Annotated in this window: 13 protein-coding genes and 1 pseudogene; 10 read left to right on the top strand and 4 right to left on the bottom strand. The window is 41.4% G+C overall.

Features of this window, described 5'->3' with window-relative positions:
• The first annotated feature begins 40 nt into the window (after positions 1 to 40).
• The 3 genes from RMX89_RS00070 (at position 41) to RMX89_RS00060 (ending at position 3,989) form a co-directional block, all read left to right on the top strand.
• Positions 41 to 3,148 carry a pentapeptide repeat-containing protein gene (locus RMX89_RS00070; protein WP_322687491.1) on the top strand — a complete coding sequence of 1,036 codons (3,108 nt, stop codon included), beginning with the start codon at positions 41 to 43 and terminating at the stop codon, positions 3,146 to 3,148.
• 95 nt (positions 3,149 to 3,243) lie between these two features.
• On the top strand, positions 3,244 to 3,660 hold the full coding sequence (locus RMX89_RS00065) for a XisH family protein (RefSeq protein ID WP_322687490.1): 417 nt from the start codon (positions 3,244 to 3,246) through the stop codon (positions 3,658 to 3,660).
• Positions 3,648 to 3,989 (top strand): XisI protein, encoded by a 342-nt coding sequence (locus RMX89_RS00060; protein WP_322687489.1) that lies wholly within the window; start codon positions 3,648 to 3,650, stop codon positions 3,987 to 3,989. Before RMX89_RS00065 ends, RMX89_RS00060 begins: the two co-directional genes overlap by 13 nt.
• 398 nt (positions 3,990 to 4,387) lie before the next feature.
• Here RMX89_RS00060 and RMX89_RS00055 read toward each other — a convergent pair whose 3' ends face one another.
• From RMX89_RS00055 to RMX89_RS00045, 3 genes are all read right to left on the bottom strand, one after another.
• Entirely contained in the window at positions 4,388 to 5,884 is a 1,497-nt protein-coding gene (locus RMX89_RS00055; RefSeq protein ID WP_322687488.1) for an aldehyde dehydrogenase family protein, read from the bottom strand.
• A 113-nt stretch (positions 5,885 to 5,997) separates the two neighbouring features.
• Positions 5,998 to 6,720, bottom strand: coding sequence for a cyclase family protein (locus RMX89_RS00050; RefSeq protein ID WP_322687487.1), 723 nt, complete (start codon positions 6,718 to 6,720; stop codon positions 5,998 to 6,000).
• Between the two features lie 373 nt (positions 6,721 to 7,093).
• Positions 7,094 to 9,865, bottom strand: coding sequence for a PAS domain S-box protein (locus tag RMX89_RS00045; protein WP_416211954.1), 2,772 nt, complete (start codon positions 9,863 to 9,865; stop codon positions 7,094 to 7,096).
• Positions 9,866 to 10,303: 438 nt separating this feature from the next.
• On the opposite strand from RMX89_RS00045, the pseudogene RMX89_RS00040 reads away from it, so the two are divergent.
• From RMX89_RS00040 to RMX89_RS00015, 6 genes and pseudogenes are all read left to right on the top strand, one after another.
• Positions 10,304 to 10,505 (top strand): annotated as a pseudogene (locus RMX89_RS00040) (IS4 family transposase); the annotation flags it as partial.
• A gap of 460 nt (positions 10,506 to 10,965) precedes the next feature.
• Complete coding sequence (locus tag RMX89_RS00035) at positions 10,966 to 11,883, top strand: exosortase-dependent surface protein XDP2 (protein WP_322682790.1); 918 nt, start codon at positions 10,966 to 10,968, stop codon at positions 11,881 to 11,883.
• Positions 11,884 to 12,595: 712 nt separating this feature from the next.
• Positions 12,596 to 15,142: a proteasome protein gene (locus RMX89_RS00030; protein WP_322687485.1), complete on the top strand. Its 2,547-nt coding sequence runs from the start codon at positions 12,596 to 12,598 to the stop codon at positions 15,140 to 15,142.
• A 31-nt stretch (positions 15,143 to 15,173) separates the two neighbouring features.
• Positions 15,174 to 15,983 carry an Rpn family recombination-promoting nuclease/putative transposase gene (locus RMX89_RS00025; protein WP_322687484.1) on the top strand — a complete coding sequence of 270 codons (810 nt, stop codon included), beginning with the start codon at positions 15,174 to 15,176 and terminating at the stop codon, positions 15,981 to 15,983.
• 366 nt (positions 15,984 to 16,349) lie between these two features.
• Entirely contained in the window at positions 16,350 to 19,325 is a 2,976-nt protein-coding gene (locus RMX89_RS00020) for a molecular chaperone (protein WP_322687607.1), read from the top strand.
• A gap of 139 nt (positions 19,326 to 19,464) precedes the next feature.
• The gene (locus RMX89_RS00015) at positions 19,465 to 20,556 is read left to right on the top strand and encodes a hypothetical protein (RefSeq protein ID WP_322687483.1); all 1,092 of its coding nucleotides are present in this window, start codon (positions 19,465 to 19,467) and stop codon (positions 20,554 to 20,556) included.
• Between the two features lie 101 nt (positions 20,557 to 20,657).
• Here RMX89_RS00015 and RMX89_RS00010 read toward each other — a convergent pair whose 3' ends face one another.
• Positions 20,658 to 20,837, bottom strand: a complete 180-nt coding sequence (locus RMX89_RS00010; protein WP_322687482.1) for a high light inducible protein — start codon at positions 20,835 to 20,837, stop codon at positions 20,658 to 20,660.
• Between the two features lie 199 nt (positions 20,838 to 21,036).
• On the opposite strand from RMX89_RS00010, the gene RMX89_RS00005 reads away from it, so the two are divergent.
• The coding region (locus RMX89_RS00005) for a dynamin family protein (protein ID WP_322687481.1) at positions 21,037 to 21,832 on the top strand (796 nt) is incomplete at its 3' end.

Raw genomic sequence — 21,832 nt, 5'->3', positions numbered from 1 at the left:
CTGGAAATAATTCGGCACAACTATCATAGGGCTTTGCAGGATGAGTCGAGACGCTTTGGTGGTGGGAATTAATACGTATGACCGCTTAAAGAGTCTTAATGCGCCTGCTGCCGATGGTGAAGCGATCGCTCAAATCTTACAACAATATGGTGAATTTGGGGTAACGCGGCTGCCAGCAGTCAAAGATAAGGAAAACCAGACGATTCGCATTGGTAAGCAAACTAAAGTTAGTTTAACTCAGTTAGAAAGAGCGATCGTCCAATTATTTAAGCCAGATGGGAAGCCGCCAGACACAGCACTGCTGTATTTTTCTGGTCATGGGTTGCGGAAAAATGTAGGAGGAATTCAGGAAGGCTTTTTAGCGACGAGTGAAGTCAACCCCGATGCGGGTAATTGGGGATTATCTCTACAATGGCTGCGGCGACTGCTGCAAAAAAGTGAAGTCAGACAACAAATTGTGATTTTGGATTGCTGCTATAGCGGAGAAGTGCTAAATTTTGCAGAGGCAGATCCAGGCGATCGCGGTAAAGGCAGAGACAGGTGTTTTATTGCGGCTTCTCGTGATTTTGAAGTGGCTTTTGAAGAAATTAACAGCCAACACAGCGTTCTCACTGCTGCACTGCTGAAAGGTTTGGAACCAAAACAAGACCGTTGGGTGAGTAACTACACCTTAGTAGACTTGCTCAATCAAGAACATCACCCGTTCCCCCAGCGTCCAATTTTTGCTAACTCTGGTGAAGCAATTAATCTCACCCGCAAATGGAATTCCTCTCCTGTTAACTCTATAGTACAGATATCAGCTATTTGTCCTTACAAAGGGTTGTCATATTTTGATTGCACAGAAGCAGATGCCAACTTATTTTATGGCAGAACAGCGTTAACCGACGAATTATTAGAAAAAGTGCGATCGGGTAACTTCCTAGCTGTGTTGGGAGCATCAGGAAGTGGTAAATCTAGTGTTGTCAGAGCAGGTTTACTTTATCAATTACAGTTAGGGCGCAGGTTATCTGGTAGCGATACTTGGCAGTTGAAAATATTTCGACCAGGGATTAACCCCTTACAAAATTTAGCATTGGCATTTGTAGAATCAGAATTATCAGATATTGAACGCGCCTCACAATTAGCAAAAGCAGAAGAATTAATTGCAAAAGGCGCAGTTGGTTTAGGACAGTTGATTACTGCTAGTCAAACTCAGCGCGTAGTGTTAGTGGTAGACCAGTTTGAGGAAGCTTTTACTCAATGTCAAGACATTACAAAACGACAGCAGTTTTTTGAATGTGTACTAGGTGCTTTGCAGCGTGATGATAATAAACTCTGCCTAATAATTACAATGCGGGCTGATTTCTTTGGTAAATGTCTGGAACAAGAGTATGGCGGACTAGCTAAGAAAATTCAAGAGCATTTAGTAACAGTAACACCGATGAATCGGGAGGAATTAGAAACAGCAATTATCAAACCTGCCCAACAGGTGAACTTAGCAGTAGAACCGGAATTAGTTTCTCAAATGATTGCAGATGTAGAAAATTCACCGGGGAGTTTACCGTTGTTGCAGTACACGCTGACAGAACTATGGCAGCAAAGAACTGAAGAACGGTTAAGCCTGACTACATATAGCAAACTAGGTGGTGTCAAGGGAACCTTGCAAACACGCGCTACAGAAGTTTATGAGTCATTATCACTTGAGGAACAGCAAGCAACAAAGCGGATTTTTTTAGAATTGACGCAGTTGGGAGAAGGAACAGAAGATACGCGTAGACAAGTTTTGCAACGAGATTTAGTTACTTCACAGCATCCAGAAGTTGTGATTAATAAAGTAATTCAACGGTTAGCTGATGAGAAGCTAGTTGTCACCAATACCTTATCTAAACAAATTGCTGTGGTAGATGTGGCACATGAAGCACTGATTCGCCATTGGTTGCTATTACGCAAATGGATTGAGGAAAGCCGGGACATGCTGCGACAAAAGCGAAAAATTGAAGCGGCAGCTATTGAATGGCGAGATAGGCGAAGGGTTAAGGATTATTTATTTCAGGGAAAGCGGTTAAGAGAGGTAGTAGATTTTCAGCAGCAACAAACTGAGAACTTAACATTATCTGACTTAGCTATTGAGTTTATTCAAGCAAGTGTCAGACAAAGACGGAATAATCGCTTTCAGTCAATTGCTGTTTTCTTAATTATCCCGCTGAGTTTATCAGTATATGTGGGCATAGTTATTGAGAAACCAATTAGGATAACCCTACTTTGGCAAACTGTTGATGCTGCTAGAGGAAAGGAGTTTAGTCAGGCAAGAATTCAAGCACTTGAAAAACTAGTCCAAGCTGGTGAGAGTCTAGCTAAAAAAGATTTCAGGGGTGCCAACCTCAGCGGTGCCAACCTCAGCGGTGCCGACCTCAGGGGTGTTAACCTCGGCGGTGCCAGCCTCAACCGTGCCGATCTCAGCGGTGTCAACCTCAGCGATGCCAGCCTCAACCGTGCCGACCTCAGTGGTGTCAACCTCAACGGTGCCAGCCTCAGGCGTGCCGACCTCAGCTATCTCAACCTCAACCGTGTCAACCTCAGCAGTGCCGACCTCAGCGGTGCCAACCTCATGCGTGTCCACCTCAGTCGTGCCAACCTCACAGGTGCTGACCTCAGCAGTGCTATCCTCGTAGCTGCCAACCTCATAGGTGCTGACCTCAGCAGTGCCCACCTCAGCAGTACCAACCTCTGGATTGCCGACCTCAGCAGTGCCGACCTCAGCAGTGCCAACCTTGGCAGTGCCGACCTCCGCAGTGCCAACCTCATTGATGCCGACCTCAGCAGTGCCGACCTCAGCAGTGCCAACCTCAGCTATGCCAACCTCAGCAGTGCCAACCTCATTGATGCCGACCTCCGCAGTGCCAACCTCATTGATGCCGACCTCCGCAGTGCCAACCTCATTGATGCCGACCTCAGCGGTGCCGACCTCAGCGGTGCTGACCTCAGCTATGCCGACTTTAGAGGTGTGAGAAACCTGACTGTTAAACAAGTTAAATCTGCTAAAAATTGGAAACAAGCAAAATACGATAAGGATTTTCGTACCAAGCTTGGTTTACCACCTAAACCACTTGATTTGACTTTCCAGCGTAATTCACTATTCAAACTCAAACAACTCAAACCAACTAAGTGAATTCCAAAGAATGAATTATCGCAAACATAACCGCCCTTAGTAAAATTATATTAACTAGCCCCAATCGTTACTTTGTCTGAATTATCAGGGAGAAAATGCCAGCAAAAGATGTATATCATGATGCGGTTAAAAATGCTCTAATTAAGGATGGTTGGATAATTACAGCCGATCCTTATCCCATTAAATATGAAGAAGTGAAACTCTTTGCCGATCTGGCTGGTGAAAAAACTATTGCGGCTAGTAGAGAAGGAAAACAAATTGTTATTGAAATTAAAAGTTTTCTCAGCCGTTCCCCTATGCGTGATTTTGAAACCGCATTAGGTCAGTATCTCATTTATCAAGCTTTTCTTTCTCTTGAACATCCCGAACAGGAATTATATTTGGCAATAGGGGAAGTAATCTATGAAGATTTCTTTCAAAAAGTTGCAATTCAACTAGTTTTGGCAAAGTATCAAGTCTCACTATTAGTTATTAATATGAAGAAAGAGGAGATTGTGAAATGGATAAGTTAACTCAATATCAAAATATAATCAAGCAAATTTTAACAGAGTATCAAATAATTTCATCACAGGTTCCTATTGTTGATGTGGATGAAGTGTTAATGTTTGATGATGAAAGAAGTCAATATTTGTGGTTCAATATTGGTTGGAAACAAGGCAAAAGAATTAAAGGAATTTCTGTCTATATTCGCATTAAAAATGAAAAAATTTACATAGAAGAAGATTTGACTGAAGAAGGAATGGCAACTGAGTTAATGCGTTTAGATGTTCCTGCAAGCGATATTGTCTTGGCTTTTCAGCCTCCAGAAGTGAGGAAATATACTGAGTTTGCAACGGTTTAAAGATTATTTTCTCCTACTAGCGCGGCTGAAAGCGGCTTATTAGAGCATCTAGTTTGAAAAAATGGCATCAAAGAGAGATGCCTGCGGCGGGCTACGCCAACGCAACACTCAGAGATTGCTTTGCTGGGAAGGAATTGACCCAAATTTACTATGAACTACCCCTGGCTTAAACTTTCGCACAGCCAAGGGTTAGGGAGAATAAAACCTTAGAGGTTATTTGAAAAGTGGTTAAATGTGATTTTAGGCACTTATTGATCCCCCCTAGCCCCCCTTTTTAAGGGGGGAAAACTTCTTAAAGTCCCCCTTTTTAAGGGGGACTTTAGGGGGATCTAAAACTTTTTGCTACCAACAACAGGACTTTTCAAACATCCTCTTAGCCCAAGTGTATTTGTAGATAATTAACTGCGATTATCTATCTGAGCGCGTTGCAAACTTCCAGAGAAGTCAACATAGACACTTTTCCATTCTGTGAAAACATCCATTGCAGTAGTTCCCGCTTCGCGGTGTCCGTTACCGGTTTGTTTCACACCACCAAAGGGCAAGTGTACCTCTGCGCCAATAGTCGGGCCGTTAATATAAGTGATACCTGCTTCGATGTCGCGCATAGCAGTAAAAGCCCGATTGATATCGCGAGTGTAAACTGAAGAAGAAAGACCATAATTGCTATCGTTGAGAATTGCGATCGCTTCCTCAAAAGAACTAACCTCAATCAATACCACCACTGGCCCAAATATCTCTTCACGGGCAACGTGCATATCAGGAGTTACATCATCCAAAATAGTTGGTTGAAAGAAGTAACCGTTTTTCAGTAAGCCTTCACTAGTAATTTCCCCACCAATTAAAACCTTTGCTCCTTCCTCACGAGCGATATCCAAATACTTCCTCACCTGTTGGAGTTGCTTTTCATTGACTATCGGGCCAATATCTGTATCAGAGTCATTGCCAGCACCCAAGCGTAACTTACTGGTACGCTCATAAAGCATAGCGGTAAACTTTTCTTTGATATCACGATGCAAAATCAGCCGACTAGTAGCCGTACACCGTTGCCCAGTTGTCCCAAACGCTCCCCACACTGCACCATCGAGAGCAAGTTCTAAATCCGCATCTTCCATCACCACTTGAGCATTTTTACCACCCATTTCCAAACAGACACGCTTGTGAGTGCGTCCGCAAGTCGCGCCAACAAAAGCACCCGTTTCTGAAGAACCGGTAAAGGATACCAAATCTACATTGGGATGCTCAACTAAAGCTTTCCCCGCCTCTTCTCCCACACCATGCACCAAGTTAATTACTCCTGGTGGTAAACCTGCTTGTTGAAAAATCTCAATCAATTTAGTTGCACAGGCGGAGGTATCTTCGGCAGGTTTGAGAATGACTGTATTGCCACATACCAAGGCTGGCATCGCTTTCCAGCAAGGAATTGCCACCGGAAAATTCCAGGGAGTAATTAAGGCACAGACTCCGATAGGCATCCGCACAGTCATGGCGAATTTGTTCGACATTTCCGAGGGTGTGGTTTGCCCAAATAGTCGCCGTCCTTCGCCAGCACTGTAAAAGGCGCAGTCAATACCTTCTTGGACATCTCCCCTAGCTTCCGTCAAGGGTTTACCCATTTCCCGACTGATTAGCTGGGCAAGTTCTTCTTTATGTTGGAGCAATATTTCCCCAACGCGAAAGATGTATTCTGCCCTCGCAGGGGCCGGGACTTTGCGCCAACTGTGGTAGGCTTTACGGGCGGCGGCTACCGCTGTATCTACATCCTTAACTTGAGAACGGGGAAATATGGCAACAACTTCGGTTTTGTCGGCAGGGTTGCGACTTTCTAGGGTAGCTTCTCCTACAGCACTCAACCATTGGCCATCTATATAATTGCGGCAAGATAGCGGAGTTGTCATTTTGAAAATCTCCGACTGAGGATCTACTGAAACTTGTGTATTAAGTTTGCTTGCTTTCTAGGTTATCCTCAAGTTTAGGAAATTGGCGTGATAAGCAAATATCGATATAAAAATTAAGGCACTAATGCCAATACTCCCACAGGAGAACCAGAACCACCACGTAATCTTAGAGGTGCGATCGCTAGAGTAGTCCCTTTCGGTGGCAGTTGATCCAAATTTGTGAGATTTTCCAACACAATGCGCGGTTTTTCCAATACCAAGCGGTTAATCGCAAAACTGTTATCTTGTCCGGGGTCTACACCATGAGTATCAATTCCTACCCCAACTATTTGCCGTTCATCAAGTAAAAATTGAGTTGCATCGCTGCCAAATCCGGGAAAGTGGGGAATCCCTTGAGCATCATGATTGAGGAATGCACTTTTATCTAACCACTTTTTTTGCCAACCAGTATTCAGTATAACTACGCAGCCAGCAGAAATTTCACCATATTCTGCTTCCCAAGCCAAAACATCAGCAACAGTCAGGGCATAATCAGGATTAACTGCTGTAGCTTGGCAAACGTTTATAACTACCGCAGGTACAACCAAAGACTGGGCTGGATATTGGTCAATTCCCACAGCAGAACTATGAAAACTATTAGGGGCGTTGATATGGGTAGCGCTATGTTCCCCCAAGGAGAAACGCCGCAAGTAATAACCATCATTATTTAGTTCAGCCACAGTTTCAAATTCTACTGTGGGATCTCCAGACCATTGGGGAATGTCTATGTCAATTACATGACTTAGGTGGATAACGCGTGTGTAGGTGATACTATTTTGACTTTGGGGTTGTATCATCCCAGCCTTCTATTTTATTTGTACTCAGAGATTTTTTTGTTCGGTGCGTAGGTGCAGTTCATTGTGTACATTGTCTGGATTGCCTATGCCTACGCAAAGATAGTACTACCATTACAACGTTTTTCAAACCTAATTCCCTATATTAGAAGAAATAATCCCCTCAATTCCTGTAAATTTTAGGTTATTGAGGGGGTTAAAATGTTGCAGCAAAAAGTGAGTTGATCTTAGTTAACAACTATTAGGTTAAGTTTTGATTAAGTTTAGATTAAGATTACTTCTCCAAAAATTAAATATGCGTTATCTAGAACCGTTCTAGAGACGTAACACTGTTACGTCTCTAGATTTTTTCACTTTTATCTCTATTGCGTGATATCTAGGTTGAGGGTTCTTGTTTTAGTGGAATCATTACAACAAATTCGGCACCTTCTCCTGGTGCTGAAATACAATGGATCTTTCCACCGTGTTTTTGCACTACAATTTGGTAGCTAATTGATAATCCCATACCTGTACCTTTACCCACAGGTTTCGTCGTGAAGAAGGGGTCAAATAAGCGTTTGCGTACTTCTTCACTCATCCCTGGGCCATTGTCAGCAACTCTAATAATTACATAGTCTTCTTGAATGAGGCTGCGAATGTGAATTTGTAAAGAAGTCATTTGTCCTTGGTCATGTGTCCTTTGTTCAGTGTTGTTTACTAATGACATAAGCGCAACTCTTGGAGACGCTACGCGAACGCCTTTTTGCAGGGTATGACTATTGACATAGGCGCTTCGGCTTCCCGCAGAGTATGACTCTTCTAAAGCATCGATCGCATTTGTCAACACATTCATAAACACCTGATTCATCTGTCCAGCGTGACAGACTACTGGTGGTAGATTGCCGTAGTCTCGAATTACTTGGATTTCGGGATGTCCTGGTTTGGCTTTTAGGCGATTTTGCAATAGCAGCAAAGTGCTATCCATCCCTTCATGAATATCCACTGCTTTTGTACCGTCTTCATCAAGGCGAGAAAAATTACGTAAAGATAGGACAATCTGCCGAATGCGTTCAGATCCCATCTTCATCGACTCCAGAATTTTGGGTAAATCTTGCTTGAGAAATTCCAAATCAATGGTATTGATTTGTCGATCGATCTCTGGTGTTGGTGGGTAGTAGTTTTGTTGATAAAGTTCTACTAAGTGCAGCAAATCCTTAGTATATTCACTGGCGTGGCTAATATTACCGTAGATGAAATTGACGGGATTATTGATTTCGTGGGCAATACCTGCAACCAATTGTCCTAAACTGGACATTTTTTCAGTTTGAATCAGTTGCGCTTGGGTTTGTTGAAGTTCTAGCAGTGCTGCTTCTAGTTGCTGGGCTTTGTCTTGGGCAGTTTGGGCGGTGATGCGACTTTGGGTGTAAAGTTTAGCTTGGTCAATGGCGATCGCTAATTGAACTGTAACTGCTTGTAGTAATTCTACTTCGTTGTTCTGCCAAGAACGAAAGCCACTACAATAACCACAGCTAAATGCACCAATTTCACCAGATTGAGTGTGTACAGGCAGCGCCATAAAAGCAGTAAAACCAAAATCCTGCAAAAATTGCTGTGCTATGGAATCGCCCACAGTCTCAGTATCATCAATGCGGATGATTTCTCCGTTCAAGGTTTTGGCTGCGATTAGTTTGATTTCGGCATGAGTTGCTTCTTGTTGGTTAAGTAAACACGGTAAAAAAGAACTTTTCGCCTCATAGACTCTTTCCCAGTATGGTACATCAGCGTCTTGCCGATACCAAAAGAAGACGCAGCGATCGATCTGGAATAAGTTGCGAATCTCCTGTACTGCGGTTTCTACAATGTAATTGAGATCCAAAGAAGCTCGAATTTGGCTAGAAAGACGATTGAGCAATGTTTCTCGCTGGGCGCTTTCTCTGAGTGCAATTTCTGCTTCTTTACGATCGGTGGTGTCATAGCAAATACCAACGAAGTACAGAATATTGCCATTAGCGTCTTTAATAGCAGATGAGTTGCTTGTATGCCATCGCCAACTACCATTTTTGTGTTGGACTCGATATTCAATTGCTTTTTGTTTTTCGCTTGCTGTCAAAATTCTTTGAAAATAATCGACACAAATATGCACATCGTCAGGATGTATAAAGGGAACAAAAGATTTGCCTTCAACCTCTGCAATCTCATGCCCAAAAATCTCAGTCCAGTTAGGAGAAACGTAGGAAAATATCCCTTCAAGTGTCAGCGCAAAAATAACGTTGTTGGCATTTTCTACAATGCTGCGGAACTTGGCATCACTTTCTATTAAAGCTGCTTGGTTGTTGTCGCTGGTGTCGCGGACAAGAACTATAATTTGCTGGTCTGGTAATGGTAATAACCTAGCTTCAAAATTATTGTTTTTTTCTGGTTGCGGTAAGGTATATTCAAAACTGACTTCATATTGAGTTTCAAGTACTTGATTTATTGCTTGATGGAAGCGATCGCTTACAGCAATCGGTAAGCATTCTCGCAAACTCTTGCCCTGACAATCTTCTGGTAAAATATACAGACTCTCCATCAACCCTTGCTTGTAATCCAGAATACTTCCAGCAGCATCAAGACGGAAGTAGGAATCAGGAAGTACTTGCAAAATCGCGGTAAATTCTGATATTTTTTGGCGTAACTCTGCTTCAACTGCTTGGCGTTTGCTAATTTCAGCTTGCAGTTGCTCCAATGCTTTTGCTAATTCTGTTGCTCGTTCTCTATCTGTAATTTTACGTAGGCAACGAGATGAATTTGTCGATAGGGAGCTGTTTTCTGTTAGGGAAGATTGACCGATCCCGATCGGCACTTCTGTTAGATCGATACAATAACCGATGTAACCGACAAAGCTACCATCTGCCGCAAATCGTGGCGCGGCTGTATCTAAAATCCAGCGATATTCACCATCAGATCGACGCAGGCGATATTGCCTCTGGAAGGAATCATACGTCGCAAATGCTCTCAGGTATATATCTTCACATCGCTGTCTATCTTCTGGATGGACGCTGCCAGTCCAAATATTGCCTATTTCCTCTTCTCGCGCAGATGCAGCTTTTGTTAGATGTATTCCAGTAAATTTCAGCCAATTAGAATTGAAGTAACAGTAAAGTGCATTACATCTAGACATCCAAATCATCAGAGGAGCAATATCCGCCTGCTGGTAGAATACTTTTTCATCCTCTTCAACTATGATTTGTTTAACGTAGCTCTGCACCTTTTTAGAAAACACTTTTGCCTGCCTGCTCTGCCTAAATTATTAAGGTAATATGCTGAAAATACAATTTCTTAATATATGGATATAATCTTGTTTATGCCAACCTGCTAACGATCTTAATACTTTATTTATTTTTATATATGCAGCAATTCCTCTTTTAGTGTAAATAAATTGAAAAAATGCTGAAGTTATCATTAAGATTAACTTCAGCGTTTTGCGTGAAATTTAAACTATATATATCACAGAGCTTGTTTGACTTTGTTTATTTTTAAAATCACTGAGAAATTCATCTTAGCTATGTAATTGCATTGCTGAAAAACCTGATTTAGCTTCACTAAAAATATATGATTCTCTGTGAGGCGTTTACGCTTCCAAATCGAGTTTGATTTTCGAGATGCCAAGCAGTTCTGGGGATTAGAAAACTTTATGAACCTCAGTCAAACTGCGGTGACTAATGCTGCTAAAACACGCATTTTTTATGGTCAGCTTATCCCATCATCAACTCTTAGATTTTCGCCAACACAATCCCGACTCCGGCATTATCGTAAATTCCAGGGTTTAAGACCCCAACCATTACACATAGTATCAGTTGAGTTGGGGTTTAAATCCCCGACTCCAACTGTCTTGAATTTTGAAGTAATGAGTAATAAGTAATAGGTATTACTCATTACTCATTTAAGGTATTGTATCTAATAACAGCATTTTGGCTGAAAGGATCGCCCACACAAAATTTATAAAAACTTTTTTTACCAATTGACACAAACAAAAAGCTATGGGATAGTTCTACTAAACTACGGTAAGTCGACCAAGATTTAGTAGTAAAGAATCATAAATCTGATTAAAGACTTTCAAAAACTGAAGGGTTAATTGTCCGAAGTGTAAAAAAGTCTGATAATTCGCTCTTTGCAGAAGCAGGGGTGAGGTTGCACACATTTGAGACTGTGCGACTAATTTGTTCTGTCTAGTAACCTATCTGATTCACTCAGGTAAGTTTTTTGGTGTCTACCAAGGTGAAAATACAAATGACAAATATCTTTGCAAAGACAATAGCGATCGCAACAAGTGCTGCTTCTATATCAGTGGCTTCCCTAATACTAACAGTACCTGCTCATGCTCAGGCAGCACCATTCACCCAATTTTCGTTTAAAACTAATGTCACAGCTACTCCGACTAACGACCCTACATCTAGTTTACTCAACGATCCCACAAGGGATATCCGGTTGGATTCAGTAGAATTTAGTGGAAGAACGATTAGTAGCTTTGAAGTTGTCACCAAAGCAAAGATTCTCCGAAATGATACATACACTCTCCCAGATGGAAATGTATTCGGTGTACTGAATTCAGGAAGAGGCCCTAATACTCCTGATGACGCCCTGCTTCCAGAAGGCCCCTCAAAACCAAACCCAACTGCTCAAGACATTGTTGACAGTTTGGGAAACTTAAATCTAAATAGCATTCTGGTGACGCGAGAAAATGCAGATACAGACAGCATTGAAGTCTCCTTCGCCAATCCCGTGAATACCTTCCTCTTTTGGGAGCGTGGTGGAACAGCAGGTGGTTCAGTTGCAGGCGATAGCGATTTATTGGTGGAAGCTTTGGGTGAAAATAATGAAGTTATAGCGACTTACAAAATTTTGAGGCAAAACTACACCAAAGCCGACTATAACATCAGTACTCAGGTCTTCCCCATCCTTAACAATGGGCCTTTCAATATTGGCTCCATAGGCATTAGTTTAGATGGAATCACTACTCAAACACTGCGATTAACTAGCTCTAACAATAATGGGCTTATTCCTGGTATTCCTAACGACAATGGCCCAGATTTCAAAGTTATAGCAGCAACGGTTAAAGTTGTTCCCGAATCCTCTACTATTATGGGCGCACTGTTAGTGGGTGGTTTAGGGATCATCTTCAAGCGTAAAAGAACAGTTATGGGCTGATATAACAAGCAGTTTTTAAACTGTTAGCCAAAATAACATAACTCCAAAGACCTCTATCACTTAGTACAACTAAGGAGAGGTCTTCTTATTTGGTAGAAATCTATACCTGTTAGTCTCCCAATGAGTGTCTGCTAAACATTAGTTTTGGATCTGAGCAAGAGTCAGAATAACCACTTGATTGAATCCCCAGATGATTTTATTTTTGCCAAATTGGGATGCTTTCAAGTCTTGGCGACTAAAAATCGCGGCTACAGGAAACTTTACCCACCTCCATTGGTTTAAAAATTTTTGCTTAGGCGGATTTGGCTTGTGTAGTAGTGAATTATATTCTAATACCCTTGGGTTAGCACCAAAAACCTTGCATATAAAGGACTTACGTAAAAATTGTCTAAAACTCTTATTCCTTAAATCATGTGTATAAAAGGGTTGAATACCCACATATTTACTAAGCGGTCTTCAATAATTTAGTGGTATAAAAGCTAACTTCTCTTATTCGTAAACCTTGATTTTGAAGAACGTATTCTTTTTTATTTTTCCTAACAAAATCCAATGTTTCAAAATTGTGTTGACTATGCAAAATACTTCATCCCAAAATCACAAATTAAATGAGAGAAATGCTAAATGTGATATCAACTGGTTGTAACAATGCCTGGTAATCGCATTTTATATGTTATAAAGCTCACAGAAATTAATGTTAGGCGGAAACTACTTTATGGAACCAGATAAACTGGGCCGTTTTAAGGAGTACGGCGAATTCATCCTCCGAAAGATAGATTCTGTGCCCCAGTACCCTTCTAAACAAGAAGATTGGGTTCCAGCTAGTCTTGATGACTGTCTTCTGCGTTTGCGATCGGCTGCCCAGAAAACTGTAGACCTGGCAACTTCGCCTGTCAAAATTGGTGTGATGGGAGAATTTAGTAGTGGAAAAACCTTACTTTTAGGCAGTCTAATTGGATATGCAGATGCTTTACCAGTCAGTGAAAACCCCACTACAGGTAATGTTACCGCCATACATATTATTCCGCAAGACGATTTTGCAACGACGCAATTAAGTAACTTTACGGTAGAGTATCTTTCCCATGAGGGAGTACACGAGTGTCTCCGCTTCATGCTAGGGGAAGCCAATAAACGAACCACAGCAGCAGGGCTTCCTCCGATACCAGTATCGAAACTCAACTCTGGCACAGATATTATTAGCTGGTGTGAAGAAGCGTGGAATAGTAGTAACAATTTGGAGCTACGTTATTTACTCCGGGAGTTGGTATTATTCCTGCGGGCTTATCAAGCCTATGGGGAAGTTATGTGTGGTGGGCACTACCAAATTGATGCTATCACCGCCCGCGAGGGGCTACAGCTAGTTGAGCAGCCAATGGCAATCCAAACTCTGAAATTTGAGGATCTACCCCCAGCGCACATCAGATTACCGAGTCCACCCCAGAGGCTACCAACAAAGTTATTGCAAAACAGTTTCCCACTGATCCGCCGCGTCGATATCGATGTGAAAATCTCACGGGAAATTTGGGATTTTACAGATGCAGGTAAATTTATTCTCATCGACTTTCCAGGATTGGGGGCTGCTAATTCTGGGGCTAGAGATACCTTTTTGTCATTGCGGGAATTGGCAGAAGTACAGACAATTTTGGTATTGCTAAATGGTAAATCTCCTGGGAGCGATCGCGCCAATAAAATCTTCACGATGATGCAGCAGCAGCGACCGGGACAAGACCTGAAAGATTTAATTCTCGTCGGTGTGGGTCGTTTCGATCAACTCCCCCTAGACAGCGAGGGTGGCGAAAGAGAACTTGACCATCTGATTGAAGATAGTCATTTAGAAGAGGAAACGGTTCTCCAAAAACTCAAAGTTCTGCAAACTACCATTGACGGTGCAGCAGCATTTACAACCCAAAAAGACCGCATCGTTTTACTGTCGCCACTGTTGGGACTGGCTGAATTAGCAAAACGTTCTAGTAAAGTCAAAGCTGGTTCACCAGAATTTTTAGCTAACCTAGACTATCCTGATTACCTAGACAGGTCTAAACGGCTACAAGAGAAATGGGAGCTATTAAGTAAAAATCTGATAGAATCTAACACCCGTAGCTATTTGGGCAGACAGTTGGGTTACTTTAGTCAAGATGGCGGACTTAGTAAGCTGCGGGAATTGATTCAAACTCACGTAGCTACTCATGGTTTGAAGCAACTGTATGAAGATACCAAAAGAGCTGCTGATGTGGTGAGTCAGCAACAAGATCACTTAAAAGACATCATAGATGAAATTCACGAGCAAGGTATCCCCACAGGCGATAGTCCGGCTTTTATCGAATTGCGCTTTGTGGTCGAAAGCTTAGATAAAATATACAGAAATTTCCAAAAAGATATCGGCAAAGAACCACTTAAAGACCGACGCGGTGTTGTTGTCAGCGATGTAGTGAAAGACGAACTCACCTTTAGAATTCTTAATTGGAACCAGTGGACTTTACTCTTCAACAAAGCCAATAATGGAGCGATCGCTCTGGCAGAATCTAAAGGTGCAGCTGGGAAATTATTCGATCGGGGAAACCGCGTAAATACTTCCCTTCCAACTAAGAGCGATGATTTTTATCCAGTATTTGAGAAAACCGTTAAAGAAGTAGAAGATTTTGCCCGCGATCGCATCCAGCAAGCTGTGGTAGATTTGTTGAACCAATTATCAAATCATATAGCCCCAGAACGCGAACAATTGCAGGCATTTTTTCATCCAGAAATGGAACAAGAAATCGAAGAAAAATTTGGTTTTGAAGATGCCGATCTCTTTTACAAATTATTACTAGGATGCGATCCTAACGAATGGAAAGAAGCAATTATCGCTGAAATCAGTAGTAAAGACAAAACCGTTGCACCCGAAATTATCTTTCCTTTAGCACGTCAAGACGATAAACACAACGTTGGTCAAATCTTTGATTGGGCACCAGAGAAAAGCCAAGGCTTACCCAGATCGAGCAATCACCAACTTTTAGTACTGCGACTGCGAGATGAAATTACAGCTAGCGCCAGCCTCCATCTTGTGCAGTATGTTAGCGAAGTTAATCAGCAAATTAATTCCGAACTAGAAGGTATTTTGGATCAGATTATTCCGAGTCTGCAAAACCTTTCCAAAAAAGAAAGTTTGCTAAGATATTTGGCGGCTGGGGAATTGCCATCTGAGATCCAAATTCCTACTTGGTTGCAGATTATTTCCGAAATTGCGGCTGTTTCTCACTCAGATGATTTAGATTTGAGATGACGCGATCGCGTGAAGATATGAGGATATATTTGTGAGACGTGATGCAATTTTTTATACAATTTTCAAGCGTGTCCCAGAATTGTTTTTCGAGTTAGTAGAACAGCCACCGCCTGAAGCTGCTAGCTATCGCTTTGAATCAGTTGAAGTTAAAGAACCAACATTTCGGATTGATGGGGTATTTTTACCTCCACCGGATGCAGCATCTCAGATAATCTTTTTTGCTGAGGTACAATTCCAAAGAGATGAGTTACTGTACCATCGCTTTTTCTCAGAATCCATGCTGTATATGTATCGTAACGCGTCGCTTTATGATGACTGGTATGGGGTAATTATTTTACAGTCTCGCAGCTTGGAACCGGAAAACACCACTATTCATAGATCGTTACTGAACAGTTCTCAAGTACAACGAATTTATTTAGATGAGTTAGGTAGTCCTGATGAGTACAAAGTAGGTATCAGTTTGATGCAGTTGACTATTGCCTCAGAGACTCAAATGGTTCGGGAAGCAAAACGTTTAATTGAGCGGGTGCAGCAAGAGCAGATAACTGTCTTGGCTAAGAAGGAGATAATAGATGTAATCACAACAATTGCAGTTTATAAATTCGCAAACTTAAGTCGTGAAGAGGTAGAGGCTATGTTAGGAGTTAAGTTAGAAGAAACTAGGGTTTATCAAGAAGCTAAACAAGAGGGACGAGAAGAAGGACGAGAAGAACTAAAACTTGAACTTGTACCTCAGTTATTAGCTCGTGGTATGTCGATGGAAGAGGTTGCCAAATTACTTAATTTAACTATAGAACAAGTAAGACTTACAACTGAGCAAGAGTCTTCAACATCAACTTAGTAACTACCGTAATTTTCATAGCAATGCCTAGTTTGAGCTACGCCTACGTACTTTCATTTAAAAGCGTAGGCGTAGATATCGTGCCAAATAAAAAAGCCAGTGCTAAAGACCAAAATTAAAAGTTTTTACCATAAGAATTCTCTAAGGTGATTTACAAGAATAAATATATCGATGCCGTTGGTTTCGACTTCGCTCAACCAACTGATAGATCGAGAGTTGAGCGTTCGCGTAGCGTCTCGCAGAGAAGTCGAAACTCGCGAACACAGGTATTTTCTTTGTCGGAAATCACCTAAATTTGTAATTTTATGATAGAACATTACAGTTTTTAGCCAGCTATAAAATAAACAACAGAAAGTGAATACTATAATGAACCCTTTTCAACTCAACAAATATAGCGATCGCGAACCAAGCGAGAAACAACAAAAAAGATTTCCGGGATGGTTTGCTTTAGATTTTGGTACGTCGAATTCGACAGTCACACTCTTCGATCCAATTGAAGTACCGATCGCAGAAATTTTACCCAAAGAGCAAGAAATGCGGTTGCGCGATCGCTTATCGCAATGGCTCAGTTCTCCCGCCTCAGTGGCTTTACCGGATGTCAGCACTGATGATTGGGCAAAGTTTATCATAGAAATTAGCAAAAATTTGGAGATAGAACCCAGTCGATTAAGTGAAGTCTTTGAAAGCGATAATAAAGAGCGATTTTTAGAAGCAATTCGCCAAATTGAGCTTTCTTTAGGAAACAGCGAGAGATTCCGCCGTGCTGTCAGCAAAAAACTTTACCAAATCTATCATGAGGTGTTCCGCGTCCCTACCCTAGAGTCGCAAAATCTGATCCCAGTTGTGCTGGATATCGATCGCCGCGATACGGAAATTCCCAGCGAGTCGGAAATTTCACACTTAGAGGATTTAAAACTGCGGATGGGAAGGGAAGCTAGAGATAACCGAAAAAAAGCGATCGCTCAAGGCACAAGCGGTTCTTTAAAGGAAATTATCAGCAGGTTTCACCATTCACCCAAACGCTATTTTGGCCAGGAGCGATCGTTTTCAGTTATTTTGGATGGCGAAGAAGAAACAATTACCGCTAACCAGTTAATCCAATCTGCTTGGGCGCATTTAATCGAGTTAACTGAAGACTACCGCCAACACGCACGACGCAGATTTTCGGAAGGAGATTTTTTAACAGCAGTTGTCACTTACCCAACAGTCGCCCCACCAGTTGTTCGCAAGGAAGTTAGAGAATTAGTTGAGCAGTTAGGAATCGATGATGTCCAAACTGCTTATGATGAAGCCGTTTCTGTAGCAATATTCTTTTTATGGCGAGAATTTGGCGGTAATCTCAACATTGGGATCGAGTCATTTAAAACCCGTTGTCGCCAAGTAGGAAACAAATGGTCACAAAATGTCCTCGTCTTGGATATTGGCGGGGGAACCACAGACTTAGCTTTAATTGAACTGACTCTAGAAGATAAAACCCCAGCTTTTGCTGATTATGAAGACCGGGGTTTAGGAGGGCGTTACTATAAACTTACTCCCAAACTATTAGGTTCATCTGGTCATTTACAGCTAGGTGGTGAGTTAATTACATTGCGAATTTTCAGATTATTAAAAGTTGCGATCGCCGATTATTTATTGACAGCAGTCACAATAGGCGATATTGAAAACGAAAAGCTAGAAGATTTAATTAACTCGGAGTTAAACGAGCGCTTTTTAGAACAAGGCAAATTCAAAACTGGCAGTCTTTTAAAATGTCTAGATAAAGAGAATCCAGAAGGCGATATTGCTTACAAAGATGCTCTAGATACAGCCGAGAAAGTATTACCGACTCGTTGGCAACAAGCACCTCAACGTCTGCAATCCTTTTATATTCTCTGGGATTATGCAGAAGCAGCCAAACTTAAACTTGGGCAAAAGCCACCAATAGAGAATTCTCTATTAACCTTTACACTTTCTGAGCAGCAAATTTCCGAATTGCTTAACCAAAGCGCCATTAAATTGCAAGTCAAAGATCCAAATAATATCTGTGTTACCCTAGACAACCAACAATTTGAACGAGCCGCCGCTTCAGGAATTAAAGAAGCGATCGGAATTGCCAAAGGATTAATGGAAAGTCGTTTGCGTCCCGACGATCTCACCAAAGATTCTTGGAATTCCCAAAAAGTTGATTGGTTAATTTTGTCTGGTAAAACTTGTAATTTAGACATAGTGCAGCGCCAAATCTACCAAGAATTTAGTAAATCTCCATATTTTGTCTGGAATCCAGAACGCATTACCTTTGTGTTGGAATTTACTAAGCTAGCCACCTCCGCTGGTGCTTGCTATGCCGAAAAGCTACGAAGATTGAGATTCGATCCAGAAGAGTCGAAAAGCTTGCTGCGTAAGGGAGCCAACCAGCTAGAAATTGATGTTAAAAACCTATTTTACTATTTACCCTGCAACTTCAAACGCAAAACCCAAAGCAACGATTTACTAACTATATTCAAAGCTGGACAAGAACTCTATCAACTTGCACCTTGGGAAACTGTCGCCAAAGTTCGTACTCATTGGCAAGGCATACAATTAACTAATATTATCTACCGTCAAGATTACGAAGAGGGAGATTTACGACTATGGGGAAGCTTTGACGGCAAAAACCTGATGAATCAACTGGAAATGCCAGAAGTAGAATTTCTGAAAAAAATAAAAGTCCAGTTTGAGATTGACCAAACCCTCGAATTTAACGTATTGCTTTGTCAAGGAAATCCCCATTATTTGATTGATATTTCTGGTATTGATTTAGAATCGGTAGTTTCAGAAACTTCAGCGCTATTTGCTGATGGTAAATTGAACTGGAATATCGCTGTGGAAGGCTTCAATAAAAATTTAAATGATGGTGATATTGCCGTTAACGTGATTGAGTCAGCAACCGTCGATCAACCAGATGCCTATCATCTTGTATTTGAAGTCGGAAATGATGGTAGTAAAACGTTTCACAAATTTCATTATTTGCGCGATGGAGTGACGCAACCAGGAATTGGGTTAATTAGTAATCCCTTACCTCCATTCCCACAAACTGGCCAGCACACCTTCTATATTTATCAAACAGATGCCGAAACCAACAGCAAAAAATGGATAAGAATTGGCGCACTCAGCAAACCAGATGTAACCACAGATTATCCTTGCCAATATCGTGTAACTCTCGACGATCGAGGTATTCTAAGAATGCACGCTGGTGAAGTACCTTACTGGACATCACAAAATCAAGAATGCTTGAAAGAAGAAGGATGTGTTTATCGTGCTGAATTAGAATTGCAACCTAATGAAGTTGATAAAGAACGCGATCCCTTTTGCGGCATACATTAAACCTTTGCGTTCCTCTGCGCTAACCTTTGCGTTCCTCTGCGTTGAAAAAAATTAAGATTTTTAAACGCAAAGGGGCGCGGAGTAAACGCAAAGGGGCGCAGAGGTTTGCCAAGTTTTATTCGCTTTGGAGGTGATATTTATGCAGCACTTGCGTCAATTATTAGAGATAGAAAACTCGGAGTTAGCCCGATTACTGCGGTTTAGTTTGTATGGACTAGAGGCTAGTTTAAATCAGGCTCGCGCTGAATTTCCACTAGATCCGGGATCTAAAATATGCGATGATGTGTTGCAAGAACTTCATAACCTCTTACAACCTGCACCGCCACAGCAAAATACTGGTTGGGAAGATCCGCCAGATGAGTTAAAACTAAATCACCTTCGAGAAGCTTTCGATTCCGACTCAGAACTTAGTTATTATTTGGGTAATTCCCAACTGCAAAGCCAAACAGACTCTGATTTGTGGAATGAGATTCAACGCAAACTGCTGCGAGTCCCAGAGGATTTAGCTGCAACTTGGCGACAGCGCACCTTGGATTTAGCTCAAGAAGTTGGTGCGATCGCAGATAATTCTAATCTTTTTCAACTTCCCTTTATCCGCTACGAAATTATCTACCCCGGTCTTAGTGGAACTGTTCAAACTCAGGGATTGTGCTTATATCAACAAGCACTTTCAAATCCACTAGTTACTCAAGGTAATGCATCTGATTTACCAGCGGCATTCCTATTTTTATATATGAATTTTATCGAAATAGACCCAGATTTACATCATGCTTTAAAGAGCGTTTTTAGCTTCGATGTCGTTTCCTTACACTCTAAACCAGAACAGCGCGATCAATATATTGATGCTTTAAGCGATCGCTTCCAACGCACCCAAAAAGCAGAGAAAAATACCGATCCCCTGTCAATTCTCCGTGCTTGGATTGACATGGATGAAGCAATACATTCCCTAGTATTTGTACCACCGGCTGAACGCTATTCTTGGTGGGGAAAGCTACAACATGAATCACGGCGCATCCTGAAGAAAGTAGCTGACGAAGCTATTAATGCAGGTAATGAAGTGCGAATTCGCCAATTATCGGGACTTTATGCAGATATCTGTGCTTCATCCAAGGATGACTTACAACTAGACTGTGGTGGTATTCCTGGCGAAGTCTTAACTTGTCTTCGAGTATATGCGCGAATCAATCAAGAAGAATCTCCCGGTCGTGTAATATTTCGCTCATCACGCTAGTTGCTGGCGAGTTTTCTAATTCTTGAGATTATGAGGCAAGACAGATAATTTTACTAATCCCCGCCTTGCCTCATAATCTAATGAAGGTAAAACGTTTAAATCTAAAGGATGCCCCAGAAGTGTAAAATCCCTTGACCAGAAAACACTTCAAGCGCAACAGCAGATATAAAACCGATCATTGCAAAACGACCGTTCCAATTTTCGCTCTGAGGAGTGAAGCCCCAGCGCAAAGCATTAGGATCTTCTGAAACCAAAGGCGTAGTCTTCTTAACGTCTGCCATAAATAATACTCCGAGCTTTTATGTTGTAACAGTTATAACTGTCTGTAAAGTAATGTAACAGACTTTTACAAAATTGCAACATAAACTCAAAGCAAAATTCTTTCCCATAAATAAGGGTGGGTAATCCCTACTGACTGGCAGATTAATATCTATACCATAACTAAATAAGTAATATTAATAGTGCAGTTGAGATACAGCAATGAATATTAACTTACTGGGATATCGTCAGAAAGTAGGCATGGGTCAAGTACAGGTTGCTAATATACTGGGCATCTCCCATGAAGAAGTTTGTATTTATGAGCAAAAGCCTGAAACAGTTCCAATGGGGCTTTTAGTGAAATGGCTGGGAATATTTGGGCTTGATATTGCCACTGCTATGTCAGTATCAACGCCACCACTCAAAGAAATTGCTCCAGGAACTCCATACGCTGAACTTTATCACAAACTAAATTTACTGAATCAGTACATTGATGCTACTCATCCTCTAGACAAACTAGATATACCAACACCGCCAGCTACACCACATGATCTCAAAAAGCAACTGAAGCTCTATAAGCAAAAACCTAATTTAGCATTGACAGGAGGTTTTGATGCTGGTAAATCACACCTAGCAAATGCTCTATTGGGTAGCAAAAATTTACCAGTTGGTTATCAGCCAGCCACTAGAGTAATTACATTTGTTCGCCATATAGAAGACCGCCCTCAATGGTTCAAACAAGATGTTTTGGTTTTTGATGAAAACTTTTGGTTAAAAGATGAGAGTGGTAAACCAATAATTGACTTATTACTTCTAAATGACAAAGAACGTTGCGAGCAGTATTGTTTACAAGCAGGAAACTTTCATATTTTGCAGGAATATGGAGTACATGGTAGCAATGATGATGTAGCAGCTCATGCAGCCGTAGTTTATATGGATTCTCCCCTGCTAAAAGCCTGCAACCTAATAGACTTATCCGAAAATGGTAAATGTATACGGCAAAGGAATTTCAGCGATT

Origin of the sequence: Nostoc sp. DedSLP04, from assembly GCF_034530775.1 — a bacterium.
Classification (GTDB): domain Bacteria; phylum Cyanobacteriota; class Cyanobacteriia; order Cyanobacteriales; family Nostocaceae; genus Nostoc.
The sequence above is the reverse complement of the archived record's forward strand: the minus strand, read 5'-3'. Positions and strand labels throughout refer to the sequence as shown.

Excerpts from the sequence above, each read along its gene's own strand:
- RMX89_RS00055 (WP_322687488.1), bottom strand. The coding sequence starts at position 5,884 with ATGACAACTCCGCTATCTTGCCGCAATTATATAGATGGCCAATGGTTG.
- RMX89_RS00010 (WP_322687482.1), bottom strand. The coding sequence starts at position 20,837 with ATGGCAGACGTTAAGAAGACTACGCCTTTGGTTTCAGAAGATCCTAAT.
- RMX89_RS00015 (WP_322687483.1), top strand. The coding sequence starts at position 19,465 with ATGCAGCACTTGCGTCAATTATTAGAGATAGAAAACTCGGAGTTAGCC.
- RMX89_RS00045 (WP_416211954.1), bottom strand. The coding sequence starts at position 9,865 with ATGATTTGGATGTCTAGATGTAATGCACTTTACTGTTACTTCAATTCT.
- RMX89_RS00030 (WP_322687485.1), top strand. The coding sequence starts at position 12,596 with ATGGAACCAGATAAACTGGGCCGTTTTAAGGAGTACGGCGAATTCATC.
- RMX89_RS00060 (WP_322687489.1), top strand. The coding sequence starts at position 3,648 with ATGGATAAGTTAACTCAATATCAAAATATAATCAAGCAAATTTTAACA.
- RMX89_RS00070 (WP_322687491.1), top strand. The coding sequence starts at position 41 with ATGAGTCGAGACGCTTTGGTGGTGGGAATTAATACGTATGACCGCTTA.
- RMX89_RS00065 (WP_322687490.1), top strand. The coding sequence starts at position 3,244 with ATGCCAGCAAAAGATGTATATCATGATGCGGTTAAAAATGCTCTAATT.
- RMX89_RS00020 (WP_322687607.1), top strand. The coding sequence starts at position 16,350 with ATGAACCCTTTTCAACTCAACAAATATAGCGATCGCGAACCAAGCGAG.
- RMX89_RS00050 (WP_322687487.1), bottom strand. The coding sequence starts at position 6,720 with ATGATACAACCCCAAAGTCAAAATAGTATCACCTACACACGCGTTATC.
- RMX89_RS00035 (WP_322682790.1), top strand. The coding sequence starts at position 10,966 with ATGACAAATATCTTTGCAAAGACAATAGCGATCGCAACAAGTGCTGCT.